General features: G+C 49.4%; 11 protein-coding genes. 3 read left to right on the plus strand and 8 right to left on the minus strand.

Going from position 1 to position 18,653, the window contains the following annotated elements; all coding sequences use genetic code 11:
• Positions 1-94 precede the first annotated feature (94 nt).
• Positions 95-1,180 carry a YncE family protein gene (locus GUC46_RS17035; protein ID WP_130714902.1) on the minus strand — a complete coding sequence of 362 codons (1,086 nt, stop codon included), beginning with the start codon at positions 1,178-1,180 and terminating at the stop codon, positions 95-97.
• 299 nt (positions 1,181-1,479) lie between these two features.
• On the opposite strand from GUC46_RS17035, the gene GUC46_RS17040 reads away from it, so the two are divergent.
• Positions 1,480-2,655 carry a DnaJ family molecular chaperone gene (locus tag GUC46_RS17040; RefSeq protein WP_160180532.1) on the plus strand — a complete coding sequence of 392 codons (1,176 nt, stop codon included), beginning with the start codon at positions 1,480-1,482 and terminating at the stop codon, positions 2,653-2,655.
• A gap of 17 nt (positions 2,656-2,672) precedes the next feature.
• Here the strand turns inward: GUC46_RS17040 and GUC46_RS17045 are convergent, their stop codons facing one another.
• Positions 2,673-2,843: a hypothetical protein gene (locus tag GUC46_RS17045; RefSeq protein ID WP_156182975.1), complete on the minus strand. Its 171-nt coding sequence runs from the start codon at positions 2,841-2,843 to the stop codon at positions 2,673-2,675.
• A 428-nt stretch (positions 2,844-3,271) separates the two neighbouring features.
• On the opposite strand from GUC46_RS17045, the gene GUC46_RS17050 reads away from it, so the two are divergent.
• A complete protein-coding gene (locus GUC46_RS17050) occupies positions 3,272-3,850 on the plus strand; it encodes a LuxR C-terminal-related transcriptional regulator (protein ID WP_003835695.1) in 579 nt (192 codons plus the stop codon).
• Between the two features lie 196 nt (positions 3,851-4,046).
• Entirely contained in the window at positions 4,047-13,385 is a 9,339-nt protein-coding gene (locus tag GUC46_RS17055) for an autotransporter outer membrane beta-barrel domain-containing protein (RefSeq protein ID WP_160180534.1), read from the plus strand.
• Between the two features lie 153 nt (positions 13,386-13,538).
• On the opposite strand, the gene GUC46_RS17060 is transcribed toward GUC46_RS17055, so the two are convergent.
• The 6 genes from GUC46_RS17060 to rclA form a co-directional block, all read right to left on the minus strand.
• Positions 13,539-14,306, minus strand: coding sequence for a bifunctional diguanylate cyclase/phosphodiesterase (locus tag GUC46_RS17060; RefSeq protein WP_016149750.1), 768 nt, complete (start codon positions 14,304-14,306; stop codon positions 13,539-13,541).
• Positions 14,307-14,406: 100 nt separating this feature from the next.
• The gene (locus tag GUC46_RS17065; RefSeq protein WP_008319941.1) at positions 14,407-14,988 is read right to left on the minus strand and encodes a helix-turn-helix transcriptional regulator; all 582 of its coding nucleotides are present in this window, start codon (positions 14,986-14,988) and stop codon (positions 14,407-14,409) included.
• Positions 14,989-15,009: 21 nt separating this feature from the next.
• Complete coding sequence (locus GUC46_RS17070) at positions 15,010-15,705, minus strand: flagellar brake protein (RefSeq protein ID WP_057101263.1); 696 nt, start codon at positions 15,703-15,705, stop codon at positions 15,010-15,012.
• Positions 15,706-16,289: 584 nt separating this feature from the next.
• A complete protein-coding gene (rclC, locus tag GUC46_RS17075; protein ID WP_057101262.1) occupies positions 16,290-16,850 on the minus strand; it encodes a reactive chlorine resistance membrane protein RclC in 561 nt (186 codons plus the stop codon).
• An 11-nt stretch (positions 16,851-16,861) separates the two neighbouring features.
• Positions 16,862-17,092 carry a reactive chlorine resistance periplasmic protein RclB gene (gene rclB, locus GUC46_RS17080; RefSeq protein WP_003021959.1) on the minus strand — a complete coding sequence of 77 codons (231 nt, stop codon included), beginning with the start codon at positions 17,090-17,092 and terminating at the stop codon, positions 16,862-16,864.
• Between the two features lie 170 nt (positions 17,093-17,262).
• Positions 17,263-18,588, minus strand: a complete 1,326-nt coding sequence (gene rclA / locus GUC46_RS17085) for a reactive chlorine resistance oxidoreductase RclA (RefSeq protein ID WP_130714904.1) — start codon at positions 18,586-18,588, stop codon at positions 17,263-17,265.
• Positions 18,589-18,653: the final 65 nt, after the last annotated feature.

The following is an 18,653-nucleotide window of genomic DNA, read 5'->3' on the forward strand; positions in this document are numbered from 1 at the left end:
TGGTTGTCGCAAGGCGCAATCGATTGGATACGCCGGGCTTCCTTGCCCAACGCACCGAGGCTCTGCAGAAAAACAATAGAAAGAAGGCGAGTTGTTATTGTTTATTCAGGTCAATACGTACCACGTTATCTGGCGCAGAGGTGGAGTGGTCTTTATTAAATTTCTGTTTCACGGTGACAAACAGGGTTTGCCCATCTGCCGAGAGCAGCAGGCTGTTGGGGTTAGGCGGTAAGTCCCAGCTTTTCTTCACACTGTAGTCGGTCGCATTCAGGCTGAGTAATTTCCCTGAATCACGCTGGGTAATATAGATTTCGTTGCGTTTTGCGTTGAATTTCACCGCCAGCGAATCACCCACATCCAATTTTTTCAGCAGCTTACCGGTATGGATATCCAGCACCAGGGTGGTCTTCGCTTTCGAGTTGTCGGTAACAAACAAGCGACCCGTTTGCGCGTCCTCTGCCATATTCAGCAGCAGCGCAGGTTGTTCCCCCAGCGGCTGCCAGCGTTTCTCAACACGCTGATTACGCGGGTTGATGACAAGAATTTCACCGCCGCCGTTAGCCGCATAAATTCGCTGCGTCACGTCGGAATAATGCAGTCCGGTCATCCATTTACCCGTATTTTTAATGCGGGTTTTCAGTGTCAGGGTTTCAGCGTCAACCACCCAAATCACCGCCGGATCCGCCACGGCGCCAATATAGAGCAAGCCGTTATGCAACAGAACCTGACGTGCACCGTACGGGAACCCTTCTGGGTTACGTTCCGGGAACAATACGCGATTTTTCACTTTACCGTCAGCGGTATTCAGCGCGCTCAGGCCGCCATCCAGTGAGTTGGTGACATACACCGTTTTACCGTCCGGCGAGATAGCCATACCAAAGTTTTTCATATCTGTATGACTCAAGCCGAGCGTTTTAAGCGTTTTCGGATCCAGCTTGTAAACCACACCGCCCTGCACATCTTTAAATCCTTCGGCGCTGGCAACGTACAACGCATCCCCTGCCGGGTTAAGCGCCATTTCATATAACCCAGCCGCCAGCGCGCGTTGCTGTACATCGGTGACGGTAGGTTGCGTTGTTTTTTCCGTAACGCTGGCGTTGCTGGCTGGCGTGGTATGCGGCGCACAACCGCTTAACGCCGCAATAATCAGCAATGCCAGCGCGGATGTTGTTTTTTTCATTGTAGGGATCCTTACCAGAAGTAATACAGAGAGTTAATAACAAAAGAGAATGAGAACTATACTCATTATCTTTACTGAATCAAGAATAATTACCCGAGAGTAAAAAACATGAAACAGAGGTTTGAAGATGCAGACAGGTGCGCGCGACTTCCGGTTTTTCATAATTACAGTGAATTATTCTGGACGAAAAGGCATCGCAGGCCACAGAATGCGCTTTACTGTTTTTCTAACATTTTCAAACGGGTGAACCTGTTGTACTTCAGCCACTCGTTTTTTAGCCAGGCCAGGCAACGACTGTCATGAATAAGATCATCAAACGACTGGAAATCGTCAAAAGCGCTATTGAACTGGAAGATGAGGAGATTATTTTCCAGCAGGTGGCGCATCTTAAAAATGAGCCGTTATCCGTCGTGCCAGGCACCATTGTGCAGGCGATCGAAGAACGACGCTTTAGTGATGCCCTGCGTGAAATCTCGGCCTGGCTGCAATCTCAACGGGCAGTCTCTACGTGGCAGGATCCAGCCATTGCCGCCAGTAAGCTGGAACTCAAAGCGCTCGAAACACAGCTGCGTGATCTGATCGATAAGCGCAACACGCGCATTCAAATCCTCGATGATTTCAACGATCTGTATCACCTCCGTCTTGGACCGCTGATGAGCCGCATTCTCGAACTGCGTAAACAGCTCGCCGCCAGCGCCCAGCGCAAACAGGAAGCGGAGCGAAAACGCCGGGAAAAAGACTATCAATCCTGCCAGCACTATATTTCCCAGGCTGTTGATCAACTGGCAAGGCTCAAGCAGCACTGGATGAACCAGAATTCAGATTCGCGCGAATCGGTGGAAACACGCCAACGTATTCAACAACAAACGGAACTGATTACCGCCCTGCTGGCGGAGATTCGTGAGTTGGAAAACGACTTTTCTCGCCAGGACGACAGCGCAACCCGTCAGGCACAGGAAGAGGCCAGCCATGAATATGATGAATATCAGGAGCAGCAGCAGGATGCGCAGCATCGTTTTAGCCGTGACCAGCGGCTTTCCTCTGATGAACGTAATGAGCTAAAACGCCTGTGGCGTCAGGCCAGCCGTCTTTGCCACCCGGACGTGGTAGCCGATGATCTGAAAGAGAAAGCGCATCAGATGATGGTGCAGCTTAACCAGGCACGCCAAAATGCCGATCTTGCCGCCGTCCGGGCGCTACTAACTCAATTGCAAAGCGGCCTCGAACCGATGATGGCGAGTGACCGACTGAACGATTTGCAGCATTTACGCAGCAAAATACAACAGCTCAGAGAACACATTAACGCGCTGCTGAAAGAGATTACCGAACTGGAAGCGGAGAACGCCTGGCGGCTTGCCACCTCCGTGACAGATAAAGAGGCCTACTTCTTCGATCAACAACGGGCGCTTACGGAAATCCGCAATACGCTGGAACAACAGGTGCAACAGGTTGAGCAGGAGCTGTTGGCGGGCTAAGCGCTATCGCTAGCGCATTAAGACAAAATGACACCTGCAAGCCAGATTTCAACATTAGGCACAAAAAGACCAAAAAAGGATAAAGCACTAATAAATTGCTTTAACGTAGAAATATAATCTGGAATAATCCTATTTTTAGCCGATAGGTGTAAATTCGGCAATATTTCCCTCTTCTCCTGACCTTCCACCTCCTACGTCCTGGCCAGGATTAAGAATTCTCCTACCCTCAATTAATCCCATGAAGAAAAATGAGTATCTTATTGAAATTAAAGCCATTGCATATAAATACCTTTCTTTAACCCTAGGAATACCCTGCCTTTATACAAACCTCCTTCTTATTATTATCCCGATCCATAAGCGAAATCTATCAATCATTTACGCAGAGCTGAAATAAACGATTTATCTTAAATTTTAACAAAGTGTAATATCCACTTTAAGGATAGTTAATGATTCTAATTAATACAGAGAATTTCTGTTTGATCTGGAATTAATAAGGATACGTTCACAGCACAGAACGTTATACGAGATTTAATTAACATTTCACGCGTCGCAAGAAACTCTTTTTTAACCTAAAAAAAGAGGCGACTGCTTGCACCAAAATTTCAAGGAGATCGTTATGTCAAAAGCTATTTTTTTGGGTGACTCAATTTACCCTTGGCTAGGCATGCGAGAAATCCTACGTGGCTCATCATTATTTATTGATATCACGTACTACTCCTCCCAGACACTTTCTGCTGTCAAAATGCTCCCTTATGAAACGGATTGCATCATCATTAATCCTGACAAATCAGATTTTTTAAAATATGCCAGGATTATCCGCAACATGGCTTTACGACCTGTCACCAAAATTATTGTTTTGGCAGATGAAGCTACCTTTGCCATTTTTCAAACCGTTTGCGGGAAGAACATGCAATTTCTCGATCAAGACACCAGCCTTGATCAGCTATTACAGACCGTCACACGTATCACGCAAAACAAAAAACAACAAAGTATAAAAGAACTACACACAAAAATTACAGCTAACGAATTTAACGTAATGATGATGCTTGCACGAGGATGGTCACTGACACAAATCGCCGGGGCATCACAAAAAAGTGAAAAAACCATCGGGGCGTACAAAAGCAATATTGCCAGAAAACTCGGCAAAAATAACACCCGGCTCAAGTACACCATTTCCCACTATAGCCAGCCGTAACTGACTTATTTAAGGACAATTATCACGGTTATTATTTAAAGAGGTTTTCTTTCGACTCGCTTTTTTAATTCCGCATCGCACGGAAGGGAACCCTATTTCCAAAATCCATTACCGGGTAGCACATCCGCGTGCCAACCATAGCCAACAACTCAACGTATTAACACATACATAACAGGAATGTAGACAAGGGTTATATATGAACAAAGTTTACAGCATTATTTGGAACGCGGCGCTCGGTATCTGGGTGGTCGTTTCTGAATTAACGAAAGGAAAGAAAAAAAGCAGTTCGCGTAAAACTGTCGCCGTACTGGCAGCTGGCGCATTAAGCGGTGCTTCATTGCTGGCTTCTGCAGCCCAGATTACCGCAACGGGTGAACACGATATTCATGAAGACTTCAAGACAGGTATTTCCGCTGGGGTTTATGAGGGTATCCACGACTACGGCTTCTTATATGAAGATAACACAACTGGTCAGGCACTGAATATCAGTGGTGCAATCCCAACATTTAGCCCGGGTCAAAGCGGCGTTGTTGAATCAACCACTATCCGGGAACTGCTGGAAAGCGGCAAAATCACCCTGCTGGCGACCAGCCCTGACCAGAGCGTAAAAACCATTACCAACTCTGAAGAACTGGCGGAATACCTGACTTACAACCAGTCGTCAACGCCTTCGCAGAGCACAGAATTTGATATCAACGATCCGGCGTTTCCCGGCGAAAAAACGACCATCAAAGTCTTTGATACCAATGAGTTAAATGGTTTTCTTACCGAAGCGCAAGTCGGCGATGCGGTACTAAACACCTTTGATGCTCAGAAATCAGAAATCTATAAGCAATTTGGTATCGCACTGGCGACAAATGGCTCCATTGCCAATCTGAATATTGGCAACGACACCCTCAATGTGCGTGACAAAGCCAATACCATTGAAATGCTGGCAAAAGATTCCTCGCTGCTGGAAGCACAAGGTACTGCAAGCCAGGTGAACTGGCAGTCAGATAACTATATAAAATTTAACGCAGCCCCGGTGATCCCTGAAAAAACGTTCACCGGTTCAGCGCAAACCTCCGTGTTTGGCGATGATGTGACGCTGATGACCTATGGCTATGACGAGGATGGTCAGGTCGTCAAAACCGGGGAGCGCACATTTACCATTACCAACACACAAGAACTGGCCGAATTCAATGACTGGCTGTTGGGCAAAAGCGACGACGCGGCACTCAACCCTGATGGTGAAAAAGTCAGCCAAATCCAGCTGTGGATAGATGCGGAGGAAGTCACAACCGTCACCGCAGCACAAACAAAGTACGCCGGGCTGATTGAAAATCTGCTCACCTCCGGTAAGCCAGCTGACATACTCAGTTGGGATTACGACGTCTGGACCGACGGTTTGTCACATACCAACAACGCGACCGCTGGCCGTGGTGAGTTACATGCCATCTACGCCAACGGCGCAGGCACCTCAGGCACCTTGAACAAAGACGCGATTATTGCCGTTGACGGCAGTATTAATGGCGTGATGAAAGCCATTAATGGTGGGGTTATCACTAACCTTGGTGAGCTGAACGCATTACGCACGTCTACCGGGCAAAGCCTGGCGATTGGCATGCTGGCAAAAGACGCGACGGCAACCAACAACGGGATCATCAACTCCGGGCTGTTTATTGATAAAGACGGCAACCAAAACGTCAACAGCTATGGCGCATTTGGTATGCAGGGGCAAGGCGCCAGTCAAATCACCAACGAAGGCACCATCAACCAGGCGATCACCACCGATAACTTCGGTACCGCTTCTGCCGCCGATCCCTGGAGCAAGGACAAACCCACTGACTCGCTGACGCTGGCCATTGGTATGCAACTGTCTGACAATGCGCAAGGGGTCAACAACGGCGATATCAACGTCGTGGACGGGCGCAAAAACGGTGCATCCTACGGCAGCGGCATCGCCTATGGCGTAGAAGTCGCCGACAACGCCACCTTTACCAACAGCGCAGGTGCCTCTATTTATCTTGGCCGTAACGCAAGTGATCCGTCTAAAGATGTCACCATGGCAGGCGGTTCAAGTCTGAGCGCCGGGATCATGACCAAGAGCGCCAAAGAGGTGATTAACAACGGCCTTATCACGCTGGGAACCGGCGTACGTAACGCCGCGGGTATGCTGATTGGTAACGCGACCGGCAACGTCATCAATACCGGTAATATCGTGATCAATGGCGATTCCAGCGCGGGGAGTAGCAGGAACTACGGTATCACCGTGCGTGACAGCGGCGCGGAAAATAATCAGGAAATTCGCAACGACGGCAAGATTAACGTCAACGGCACCAACAACGTCGGCATCCACGTCAGCGCAACTAACAAAAATGCCGAAGCCACAACCAGCGCTTCAGGCTCTATCGTAGTTGATGGTGAAGGTAGTGTCGGTAACCGTAACTATGCCGTCTGGGCTGAAGGTGGCAAAGATGGAAAGGCAGTGGTCAACGTCTATTCCAACATCACGCTAAACAAAGCCGGGAACATCGGCGTACACGTGCGTGATAACGCCGTCGCTAACGTCGACAGCCTGAGTAGCCCGGCATTCAACAGCACCGATCAGATTGGCTATTACCTGTATGGTCAAGGCGCGACCGCCAATATTGGTCAGGCGGTAATGAATGACAACGGGCAAGATCGCACCACCATTTTCCGTATTGCCAATGGTGCAATGCTGGCCGGTAACACCACCACTCCTGACGGTCAGGCCAGCTCTAACCTTGACCTGACCTTAAGCGGCGAACAGTCCGTTGGCGTATTAGCGACGGGCACAGGCAGTAGTGTGGATACCGGAGAAGCCACGTTCACCGTGCAGGGCACCGACTCCGCAGCGCTGCTGGTTGAAGGCGGCGCCACAGGTAACATCAGCGATAAAACCACCATCAATTTAACCGGTGAAAGAACCATTGCCGGGGTAGTGGACGGTCAGGCTCACCAGTTGAATGGCAACGCAGAAGGTAGCGCCACTCCGACCATCCTCACCTCAAACGCAAAAATCACTTCAGAAGCCAGCGGCAACAAGGTTATTGCCTATGTGGCAAGGAACCAGGGCAGCCTGATCCTCGATACCCAGGCAATTATCGATCTTGCCAGCACCGACAGCATTGGTGTTAACGTGCAACAAGGCGGGAGTTTAACCAATAACGCGACCGCTGCCTTACATGTGAGTAACGGCATTGGCGTACAAGCTTCGGGTTCGAACGCACAGATTAAAAAACTGGGTCAGATTCAAGTCGATGATGGAACCGCAGGAGTTCTGCTGACCAACGGCGCCAGCCTGAATATTACTGGTAATACTGGCGATGCCATCACCACCAATGGCACTGCTGACGGTATTCGCCTGGACACAGGGGCCGGTAAGCTGGCTGCCAAAGGGGTGATTATTAGTGCCAAAGGTACTGGCGCGGGCATTCAAAACGATGCCAACAATACCGATATCACACTCAATGATGTCACCATCAATGCCAACGACGGTCCGGGGATCCGTACCAGCGTCGCGTTAAACATGAAAGATGGCCTGAATAACATTCTGAACGTTAACGGTAAAGGTACCGGCTTCGCCTTTGAGCAGCGCAATGGTGACGCAGTGACAGGCAATCTGACCATCGGTAAAGGCTATACCGTTGAGGTGCATAACAGCGAAGGCAGCGGTATCCGCGCCAATACGGACGGTAAGGTCACCACCAATGCCAATATCAACGTCTACGACAGCGCAGGTGGTTCTGCAATCATCGCTAAAAATGTTAGCGCAATAGCCAATAGCGGAAAAATTACCTCTGCCAGCACCATCGCACCCGTTATTGATGCCAGCGGTGACAGCAATAAAAAAATCACCAATACCGGTACCCTTCAGGCTATCAACGATACGGCAGTGGCGATTCAATCTGGCAAGGGCAATGACACCATTGATATCAGCCAGGGTATCACCAGTGGCGTGATCAACACTGGAGAAGGCAAGGACACCTTTAACTGGCAAAGCGGAACCTTTGCGGGCGAGGTGAATTTCGCCGGAACCGACGGCAACAATAAAGCCAACATCGGCAATGTGACGCTGGATAAAACGCGCCATATCACTACCGAAGCCGGCAGTGGCAACGCCCTCACCTTCACCAATACACACGGTAACAGTGCGAAAATTGGCAGTCTGAGCAGCGATAACCTGACCACCGGTACCAACATCGGCACGGGTTGGGACTCACTGACCATTAGCGGTTCAAGTGCAGATATGCGCATCGTCGATAGTCTGCAACTGGCAAGTAAAACCATTGCGGTTACCAATGGCGCAACGCTGCGTACCGGCGATCACGGCGAGTCCACCAGCACTGCCGCGACCATCGCTGACTACAATGTGACGACTCAGGGTGCAGGCAGCCGGGTCATCTTTGACACGCAGGGCGACACGACGGCGGCACAGATCTATAACGGCGTCATCAGCGGTGATGGGAAGTTTGAACGCGCGGCGGGCGGCACCACCGTCTTTACCGCCAACAACACCTATACCGGCTCTACCACTATTGATCAATCTGGTACGCTGCAGTTGGGTGACGGCGGAAATACAGGCGGAGTCAACGCCGTGTCTGACATCATCGACAATGGCGTACTGGCGATTAATCGGGCCAATGATGTGCTGCTTGGCGGCGTAATCTCCGGGATCGGTGCGTTACAGCAGATTGGTAACGGTATTACTCGCCTGACGGGCAATAACACCTATACCGGCGACACGACCGTCACCAGCGGTACGCTACTGGTGAAAGGGAATCAGAGTGCCGCGACGGGTGTGACCAAAGTAAGCGGTACGGCGACGCTGGGGGGTAACGGGGTGATCGGCGGCGACGTGCTGATGAACGATGCCTCTACCCTCAGCGCCGGTGACGGCGGTGCGGGTACGTTATCCATTAACGGTAATCTGCAGCTTGGCAGCAAAACGACCTCCGCTTTCGAACTGGGTCAAGCCTATACGCCAGGCGGCGCGCTAAACGATCTGATTAACGTCGCAGGCGATCTGCAACTGGACGGGACTCTGGACGTCACCACTTCACAGGGTGGTAACTTCGGACCGGGCGTGTACCGTATCTATAACTACGGTGGCACGCTGGATAACCAGACGCTGGAATTAGGCGCGATACCGAATAGCCAGGATAAGAGCAATATTTTTGTTCAGACCTCCATCGACAAACAGGTCAACCTGGTGAATGCCAACGGCGTTACCCTGCAGTTCTGGGACGGCGCAACCGTTAATCAGAGCCACGGCGCGTCGGGCATTGAAGGCGACAGCAAAATTGACGGTGGCGATGGCAAATGGATGGCAATCGGCAGTCAGGGTGATAACAACTGGACCACCGCAACCGGTGAAGGTAACGCCCCTTGGGCACAGAAGTCCTTCGCCGTCTTCACCACCAAAGGCGGTACCGTTACCGTGGATAACGCCGCGGGAGAAGTTAACTTCTCCGGAGCACAGTTTGATGCCGATGGCTATGTCGTTAAAGGCGATGCGCTTAACGCGTATGCCACCACGGAAAACGCGACCCACGCAGGCCAGACGCCGGGGACTGGCGAACTACTGGTGCGCGTTGGCGCTGGTGGTGCGGGGCAAAACTATACCGCGACCATTGAGTCCGTTATCCGCGAGGCCAGTACTGCTGACAAGCTGACGCTGGTGAAAACCGACCTTGGCCGTCTGATCCTCAGCGGTGACAACGAATATCGCGGCGGCACGCGCATTGATGGCGGCACGTTGCAGATCTCCTCCGACAGCAATCTCGGCCAGAGCAGAACTGATCTGGCCATCAATAACGGTTCAACGCTGCAACTGGGCGCGGACCTGACCAGCAATCGCACCATTGAGCTGGGAGCGAATGAGAATGCTGCGGTGTTTGACCTTAATTCGCACCACTTCACGCCAACCGGTGAGATTACCGGCGAGGGTAAACTGAAAGTCACCAGCAGCTCTAGCGATGCGGGCAGCACCTTGTCGCTCGACCGCGCAAACAGCTACAAAGGCGACACCGAAATTGCCGGTACCGGAAACGCCAACAATGTGACGGTCAACGTCAGCAAAACCGGAGCCTTTGGCAGTAATGAAAGCAGCACCGTGAACATCAATAAGGGTGCGACGCTCAATGTCAGCGGGACAGATACCAGCCTGAAATCCCTGACTATGAACATCGCCGACAGCCTGTTAACGCTGGCGGATAACGTCACCGCCGCAAGCGCAATGCTGAACCTGACGGGCACGGCGAAAGCGGTGTTAACCAACAACGCCAGCGCGGGCAACGCGACGGTTAACGTGTCAAAAGACAGTACCCTGGCGCTGGAAGAAAATGCCAGCGGGGGCAATGCCACCGTGAATAACAGCGGACTGATGACCTTTGCTGACTATGCGATGGCAGAGAACACCGTCGTTAAAAACCTGGTGGGCGGTAAGGTCGATATCAGCGCAGTCGACAGCGCAACGTCTATCGGCTCGTTGTCCGGCGCGGGTAATGTCGAACTGGGCAATAAAGAACTGTCGCTGGGTAATCTGCATCTTGATGACACCATCAGCGGTATTATCAGCGGCAACGACGGCAGCCTGGTGAAAATCGGTGACGGTACGTTGACGCTGACCGGCGATAACACTTACACCGGCACCACGGACGTCAATGAAGGCGTGCTGCTGGTCAACGGTAATCAGTCTGCGGCTACCGGCCAGGTGACGGTGAAATCCGGGGCAACGCTCGGCGGTAACGGTATTATCGGCGGCGCGGTTGATGTGCTGGACGACGCGCATATTACCGCGGGTGCAGCTATCAACAGTGTGGGTAAACTCACTACCGGTTCCCTGACGCTCAGTGATAATGCCCAACTGGATTATCAGTTTGGTCAGGCTTATACCCCGGGCGGTGCCTTCAACGACTTGATTGACGTAAATGGCGATCTGACGCTCGACGGTAAGCTCAACATTGAAACCTCACCAGGTGGAAGCTTTGATGTGGGCGTTTACCGCGTCATCAACTACACCGGCACATTGACCAACAATGTGATGGATATTGCTAACGCACCGGAAGCAGCTGACAGCCTGTACGTGCAGACATCGGTGAAAAATCAGGTCAACCTGGTCAACCACGTCGGACTGACGCTGCGCTTCTGGGACGGCACCGGCGGTGAGAATGGCGAGCTGAAAAATAACGGCGTCATTAACGGCGGCGACGGTATCTGGCAATCCAGCCAGGGTAACGACAACTGGACCACCGATGAATCGACGCCAGAAGGCGCGTTGAACGCACCGTTTACCGATGCCGCATTCGCCGTCTTCCAGGGTGAAGCGGGCAACGTAACCGTCGATAACAGCAAAGGCGATGTCATCATCAGCGGCGCGCAGTTCGCCACCGATGGTTATCGTGTGGGCGGCGAAGCCATTACCACCGACACGGCAAACACCCTGATTCGTGTCGGCGATGGCACAGTAGACGGCGCCAGTTACACCGCCACTATCGACAGCGTTATCCGCGGTACCGGCGGCCTGAATAAAGGCGATCTCGGTACGCTGATTCTCACCGGCGACAATACTTACAGCGGTGGCACCACCATCACCTCAGGGACGCTGCAGGTGGCGGGTGATACCAACTTGGGTGCGGCAGATACGGGAATTACCTTTAATGGCGGTACGCTGAAGTATGGCGAAGCGTTTGATACTGCCCGTCAGGTGACGCTGGAATCCGGCGGCGGGACATTCGACACCAACGGGCATGACGTTTCTCTGCTGACGGAAGTCGAAGGTAACGGTCAACTGACCAAAACCGGTAAAGGCTCCCTCACCCTGACGCTGGATAACACCTACACCGGTGGCACCACCATCGAACAAGGCGTTTTACAACTGGGTAACGGCGGTGATATTGGCAGCATTCAGGGGGATGTCGTTGATAACGGCGTACTCAACGTCAATCGTGGCGATACCCTGGCGCTGACCGGCAATATCAGTGGTAAAGGCCAGTTGCATCAGACCGGTAGCGGCATTACCGAGCTGCAAGGTGAAAACAGCTACAGCGGCGCTACGTTGATCGCCAACGGCGTACTGCAAGCGGGTAATACCAACACCCTGAGTAGCGCATCACACCACTATGTAGTCGCAGACACCACGTTGAACACGCAGGGCTATAACCAGACGGTAGCGGGCCTGAGCAACGGTGGCGATGTCTCGCTCATCGGTCAGCAGACTGGCACAACCTTAACCGTCAAAGGGGATTACACCGGCGAAAAAGGGACTATCAACATGGCAGCTATCCAGAATGGTAGCGTAGCAGGCATTGCCGACCGTCTGATTATCGATGGCGGTAAAGCCAGCGGTAGCACACTGCTGGATGTCGATGGTTCTGGTCTTGGCGCGCCGACCATTGGGGATGGTATCGAAGTGGTGACTGCGCTCAATGGCGCAACCACAACCGCGCAAACCTCACGGGATGCCTTCCATCTTGCCGCCGATCGTATGGCTGCAGGTGCGTTTGAGTACCAACTACATGCGGGTAATGCTCAGGGCCAGGGTGAAAACTGGTATCTGAGAAGTGAATACCGTCCAGAAACCATGCTGTATTCTGGCCTCGCCAGCGTAGTACGTCAGGGTGATATTAGCCTGTTAGGTAACATGCACCAACGTATGGGGGACGAGGTTAAACCGGGCATTGATGAAGACAATCGCGCCTGGGCAAGAATGATTGGCTACTCCGGTAAAACCAAACTGGATGATGCTGCCGGTACGCAAACCAGCTCCCATACCATGGGTATCCAGGTCGGCGTTGATATGTATGCTAACGAAAGCTGGAAAGCCGGGATGTATACCAGCATCCTTGATATCGACAGCAACGTGAAAGGCACGAAGACAGGCAGCGATGGCAAAGGCGGTAACATCGACGACAACGCATTTTACGTCGGTGGCTATGCGACCTGGTTCTCGGGTGACGGTATGTATGTTGATAACGTCCTGCAGTACGGTAACCATAAATCCCGCCTGACGGCGACCGGTAACAATGGCTCGTATACCGTCAGAGGCAACACGCTGACGGCGTCGACAGAGGTGGGTAAATCGTTCCGTTTAGGCGCCAGCGCATGGAGTCTGGAGCCTCAGGCTCAGTTGATCTACCAGTACAGCGACTTTGATAACAGCACGCTGGATGGTGTGACCCCAACGAAAGTGAAAATGGATACCGCAGACTCCTTTACCGCGCGTCTGGGCGTGCGTCTGGTCGCTGACTATGACACCAACCATGGCAAATTCCAGCCGTACGGCAGGGTTAACGTCTGGCAGGGTCTGGGTTCAAAAGACAAAACGCACTTTAGCAATGCGGTAGCCACCACTACGCTGGAATCTTCACAGCAGTACTCCAGCACTGAAGTTGCAGCCGGCCTGTCATGGTCTATCGACAGAAACCTGCAGGTCTACGGTGAGCTGGGTACGCAATTCAGCAACGGCGGCAGTAAGTCGCAGGTCGAAGCGCCGGTCAATGCCTCTATCGGCTTTAAGAAATCGTTCTAAGCTGACATAAACTCGCCAGCCTCCTGTTCAGCAGGGGGCTTTTTTTTGCTTATCAGTATTACAGGGGTGACTGATGCGCGACGCTTATCAGGCCTACAGACTTACCAGCAACGTGGAACAATCAAGGGATTGGGAAACGTAAATACGGAAGGATTAACGATTATATTGTGCTAAGAGTGAAGGGATCTCTTGTGCCTGCACCGGGGGAGAAATGAAAAAGCCTTGAATTTTGTCACAACCAATCTGCATCAACCGGTCCAGTTGGGACTGGGTTTCCACCCCTTCGGCAAGAACTTCGATACCAAAATTATGCGCCAGTGAAATAATACCCTCAACAATCTTTGTCGATCGGGTGTCGGGTTCAATGCCAGTGACAAATTCTTTATCAATTTTTAAGGTATCAAAAGGATATTTCAACAGGTAATTAAGATTAGCATGACCGGTTCCAAAATCATCAAGCGCAAGCTTGACCCCTATCGCCTTTAATTCCGTCATATTTTTAGCCGCAATCTGACTGTCGTACAGCGGTGACGTTTCGGTGACCTCTATTTGGCATCGATGGACCGGCAATCCGGAGGTGGCAAGATTTTGTCTGACGCGTTGGGGTAACAGAGGATCGCAGAATTCAAGCGCGGAAATATTGACGGATAATACAATGGGGTCAGGCCAGGAAGTTGCAACATCCCACGGAGAGTGAGTAACCATATCTTCAATTGAAATAATATTGCCGCTATCTTCCAGTAACGTAATAAAAACATCGGGAGAGATCATACCCATCTGAGGACTATTCCAACGCATTAATGCTTCAAATCCGCTTATACGCTGGGCATGTAAATTGAAAATAGGCTGATAAACCATATAAAGTTGACTGGTATTCAAAGCCTTTTCAAGCGCAGTTAGCACCTCATTGGAATTAAACATTCCCCTCTCCCTCTACAAATCATAACATTAAAAACCAGTCAAAATCACTCCCGAATTGTATCTACTATTAGGTGTATTACATCAGAAAAGAATGGTCAGGTTAGGGTAAAAAAGACATACGATGGGTAAATCTGACAATTAACTTATTTAAATCAGAGGTATTGGTCAGGCCAAGCTTGGCGACGACTCTCATCTTATGTGCCTGAATCGTTTTATAGTTCAGGCTAACTAACTCAGAAATTTCTTTGGCTGTATAACCACTTACCAGTAAGTTCAGGATCTGCTGCTCTCTTTCGGTTAATCTTTTCTGCGAACGATACAGTCGGGGGTTCCATTTCCCGACTGATAATGTCGCCAATTGACCAAAATCACGCAATGAAGATTTTTCAGTCAAAACTATTATTTTTTCGACATATAATAACTCTACGCATAATTTCGCCACCAAACTATCAGCAACAATCACCACGACGTTATTATAGAATTTGAATCGGTTTTTATTCAAAAACTGAACAATGTCCGAACACGCATGTTCATTATCGATGATATTAAAAACCATGGTTTGATGCTGGCATAATGATGACTGATGCAACATATCCTCAAACTGGAATGTTTGTATCGGTACATGTTTGCTGGTGAGGTAGGCAAACATACCATTGCCCACAAAATTATCACTGCCACACATCAACATCCTGTTCACCGTTCCTTATAAGCCTCTAATCTTGTTACTCATTAAAAATTTAATAATAATTTTCTCGACTTCAGTCTCTTCACGACGATTTTTAAAATCAAACTCACACGAGATCTGATGACAGGAATACAACTGGTTATCCTCATCAAATTCATTGATCAGGACGACATCGATCACTTTTAAGTCCAGTTGTAAACTACCAAATGTATCGAAATCCAGAGATGCATTTTTAATCACCGCATCTTTATAAAGAAAACGGGCGTTTACATCTTTAACGATTAACGCACAACCACCCTGCGAGATATTTTTAATCTTGAAAGAGTAGTTTTCTCCATTTTTGTAACGACCAAAACAGAAAAAGTCATACCCCTTCATGAAGGAAAAACGCTGATTTTGTCTCTGCTGGGCAAAGAAAATCAAATCCGGTATGAGGTAGGATAATCCTACTTCTGCACCCGCTGATGGGGTTTGCTCGAATCTGGCACTAAATTTCACAATCCCGCTTTCGCTGTGCAGGATAAAGTATTGGACCTTTTCAGGAACAATGTCTTCGTGCCAGGAGATAACAAACCGCTCGAAATCAACGTTCTCTAACTGCGTGATAACGCTACTGTTTTCACATAACACTTCCAGTTTCGTTTTCTTGTGCAGCTCTTCACGAAGGGTAGCTATGATTTCAAACTTATCTTCCTTTGCTAATCCAAAGCTCATTCTAAAACCCTTATTTCCATATTTAAGATATGTCTCGCGTTTGGTTACTCACACAACACAAGATCAGCATCCACCCCTGGTGCTTAATTACCATAGTGGATTCCATGTCGAACAGTTGGTTAAAAATTAAGTTTTTAACTATCTTTAGCCATTTATTGATACGTAAAAACATTTAATCAAAGTTAATTCTAGCTGAAGTCATGCCTAAAACCATGCGAACGTGTTGATTAATTATAACAAAAGTGAATAACAATCTTTTTTAAAGTGTCATTTTGAGATAACAAATAGCAAGAATTGCACAGAAAAAAACTGAGAAAAATGAATGGATTTTGATGGAGGAACTACGCAATATGCGAACTGGTGCGCTATCGAAAGAAGAAAGAAGAAAGAAGATGCTTACGTAACTATATTATTAATCGGTAATATAAGTCCGACTGGTTATTGTGGCAAAGCGAATCATTGTATTTCATGTATAACATAAATTTCCCTTAGGGCAGAAAAAAGGCCAGCGTCCTGCTGGCCCGGTAATTACCGAATCGAACTATAGTGGCTTACTGTCTTGCAGAGGGTACAACGTTAAAAATTCAATACTTTTGCTTAATAATTGATCGGGAAGAATCCGCGATGACCATCACCGCTCCCGCCAACATTAACGTATCTTTTAACACCAACCGTCCAGCGCCTGACAAGTACGGAAATCCGTGGTGTAAATCACCCAGCGGCATCACCCATGCTTCTGGTGTGGTTATTAAAAATGATAAAGTTACAATTGGTGTGGCAAATGCCAGAACGCCGCCAATTAATCCCAGCCAACGGCTAACAGGATTAGCCAGCACCAGCAAAGCGATAAGAACTTCGACTACGCCCAGGCCATTTGAGAACGTATACGTGTTATTCGCCGTCTGCCATTCACGAGCCTGCGGTTTGAATTCACCTTCGTGGGTTAAATGTTGTTTGTATTCTTCTGGATGCTCATAAAAAAATGACATTACCGGACTATTGGCGACAAACGGCGTAATGCTGTCGGCTTCGTAAGGTACAAATTTTAATAACCCAATCCAGATAAAAACAATCGCGATACTCAGGCGAATCAAGGTTAATCCAACCCTATCACCTTTGCCCAATATACGAAGATATTTTTCCATTCCGGCTCTCCTCACTTGTACAAAATTGCCGTTGCGTGAGTGCTGCTATCAATGCGCATTGAGGTAATTTTCCAGGAAGTCGCTTTCTTTTCCTGTGCCAGTTTCGCAATGGCATCTTCCACCACGGAAGGAGTGCCAGACACAGCTGATACGCTAACGTGGGCAACCTCGGTTTGCGCTAACACGGAAAATGTCACCGGAGCAGTCAGTAATGCAGTCATTAGTAACGTAGTTTTAAACATGTTCATTTCTATTCCCATTAACAAGTTATTTCAGTGGAAATATAATAAAAGATGTCACCTTATTTTATTTCATCCGTAACGCCAAAATAACTGTCAATTAGTATCAGGAAGTATAAAAACAAATAAAAAAGCCCCACACGGGTGGGGCAAATATGTAGACTACGCTATTATTATTTAATGAGAGAAAAGAGATCGTTTAGTGATTCGCTCATGCTTGGATGGGTAAATATTTGGTCACGCAATGTGGTATAAGGTAACCCCGCATCCATAACCGTCTTGATGATATTAATCATTTCATGAGAATCCACGCACAGCAGCGACACACCTAATATTTGTTTCGTTTCGCTATCCACCACCGCTTTAAGTACGCCACGGGTATCATTCATCACCCGCGCACGCGGGATAGCCGCTACCGGCAACGTCACGACCTGCACCGCCGCACCGCTGGCGCGAGCCTGTTCTTCAGTCATTCCGACGCGGGAAAGCGGCGGCGTCATAAAGACGGAATATGGTACATTTTGACGATCGCCCGTGTTACGTACCCCCTCGCCTAGCAGGTTGTCGCGCACAATACGGAAGTCATCCAGCGAGATATAGGTAAATTGTAATCCACCAGTGACATCGCCCATTGCCCATATGTTATCTGCCGAGGTACGTAGATATTTATTTACAATAACGGCACCACGGTCATTTACATCTACACCCGCATTCTGCAACTGCAGATTTTCAGTCGCCGGTTTGCGACCCGATGCCACCAGCAGCACATCCACCGTCTGGGTACCTTCCGGCATGTGCAGCTGTACTGCACTATCGTGAGAGGAGACCGACTGCACGTTGGCATTGAGGATCAGCTCAACGCCTTGGTCGCGTAAAATGTTGGCGATAGTGTCAGCAATATCCCGGTCTTCACGAGGCAAAAACTGCGGAGCTGCTTCATAAATAGTGACTTTGCTACCAAAGTTGGCAAACATCGATGCGAATTCAACGCCGATATACCCACCGCCCAAAATGCCCAGACGCTCGGGACGTTGCGTCAAATTCAACAACCCGGTGCTGTCAAATACGCCAGGCGTCGTGGTTAATCCCTCAACGTTCGGAATCGTTGACTGGGCGCCAGTATTAATAAAGATTTTCTCGCCGCTCAGTTCAACCTCACCTGTTGGCTGCACGACCCGCAGTGTATGGTTATCAATGAATTCAGCACGACCTTCAATCACATCCACGTTCTCCAGATCGGCAAGATTATGGAAGTTTTTATCGCGCAGAAAACTAACAACGGAGGTCTTGCGCTGCATCGCTGCGGCAAAGTCATGCTGAAGTTCAGCATCGTGTACCAGGGTTTTGGTTGGAATGCAGCCGATATTGATGCATGTCCCACCATACATGGTGTTTGACTGTTCAATAATCGCTACCCGCCAACCCGTTTTGGCCAGTGTTGCCGCCAGCGTTTTACCCGCTTTACCAAATCCGATAACAATCGCCTGATACTGATTCATGCTGTCTCTCCGCCATGTCACTGTTTATTTGTTGAACTGAATTATAGGTTTAGCGATGCAAGAAC

The organism is Citrobacter sp. LUTT5, assembly GCF_009905315.1.
In the GTDB taxonomy this organism is placed as follows: Bacteria; Pseudomonadota; Gammaproteobacteria; order Enterobacterales; family Enterobacteriaceae; genus Citrobacter; species Citrobacter freundii.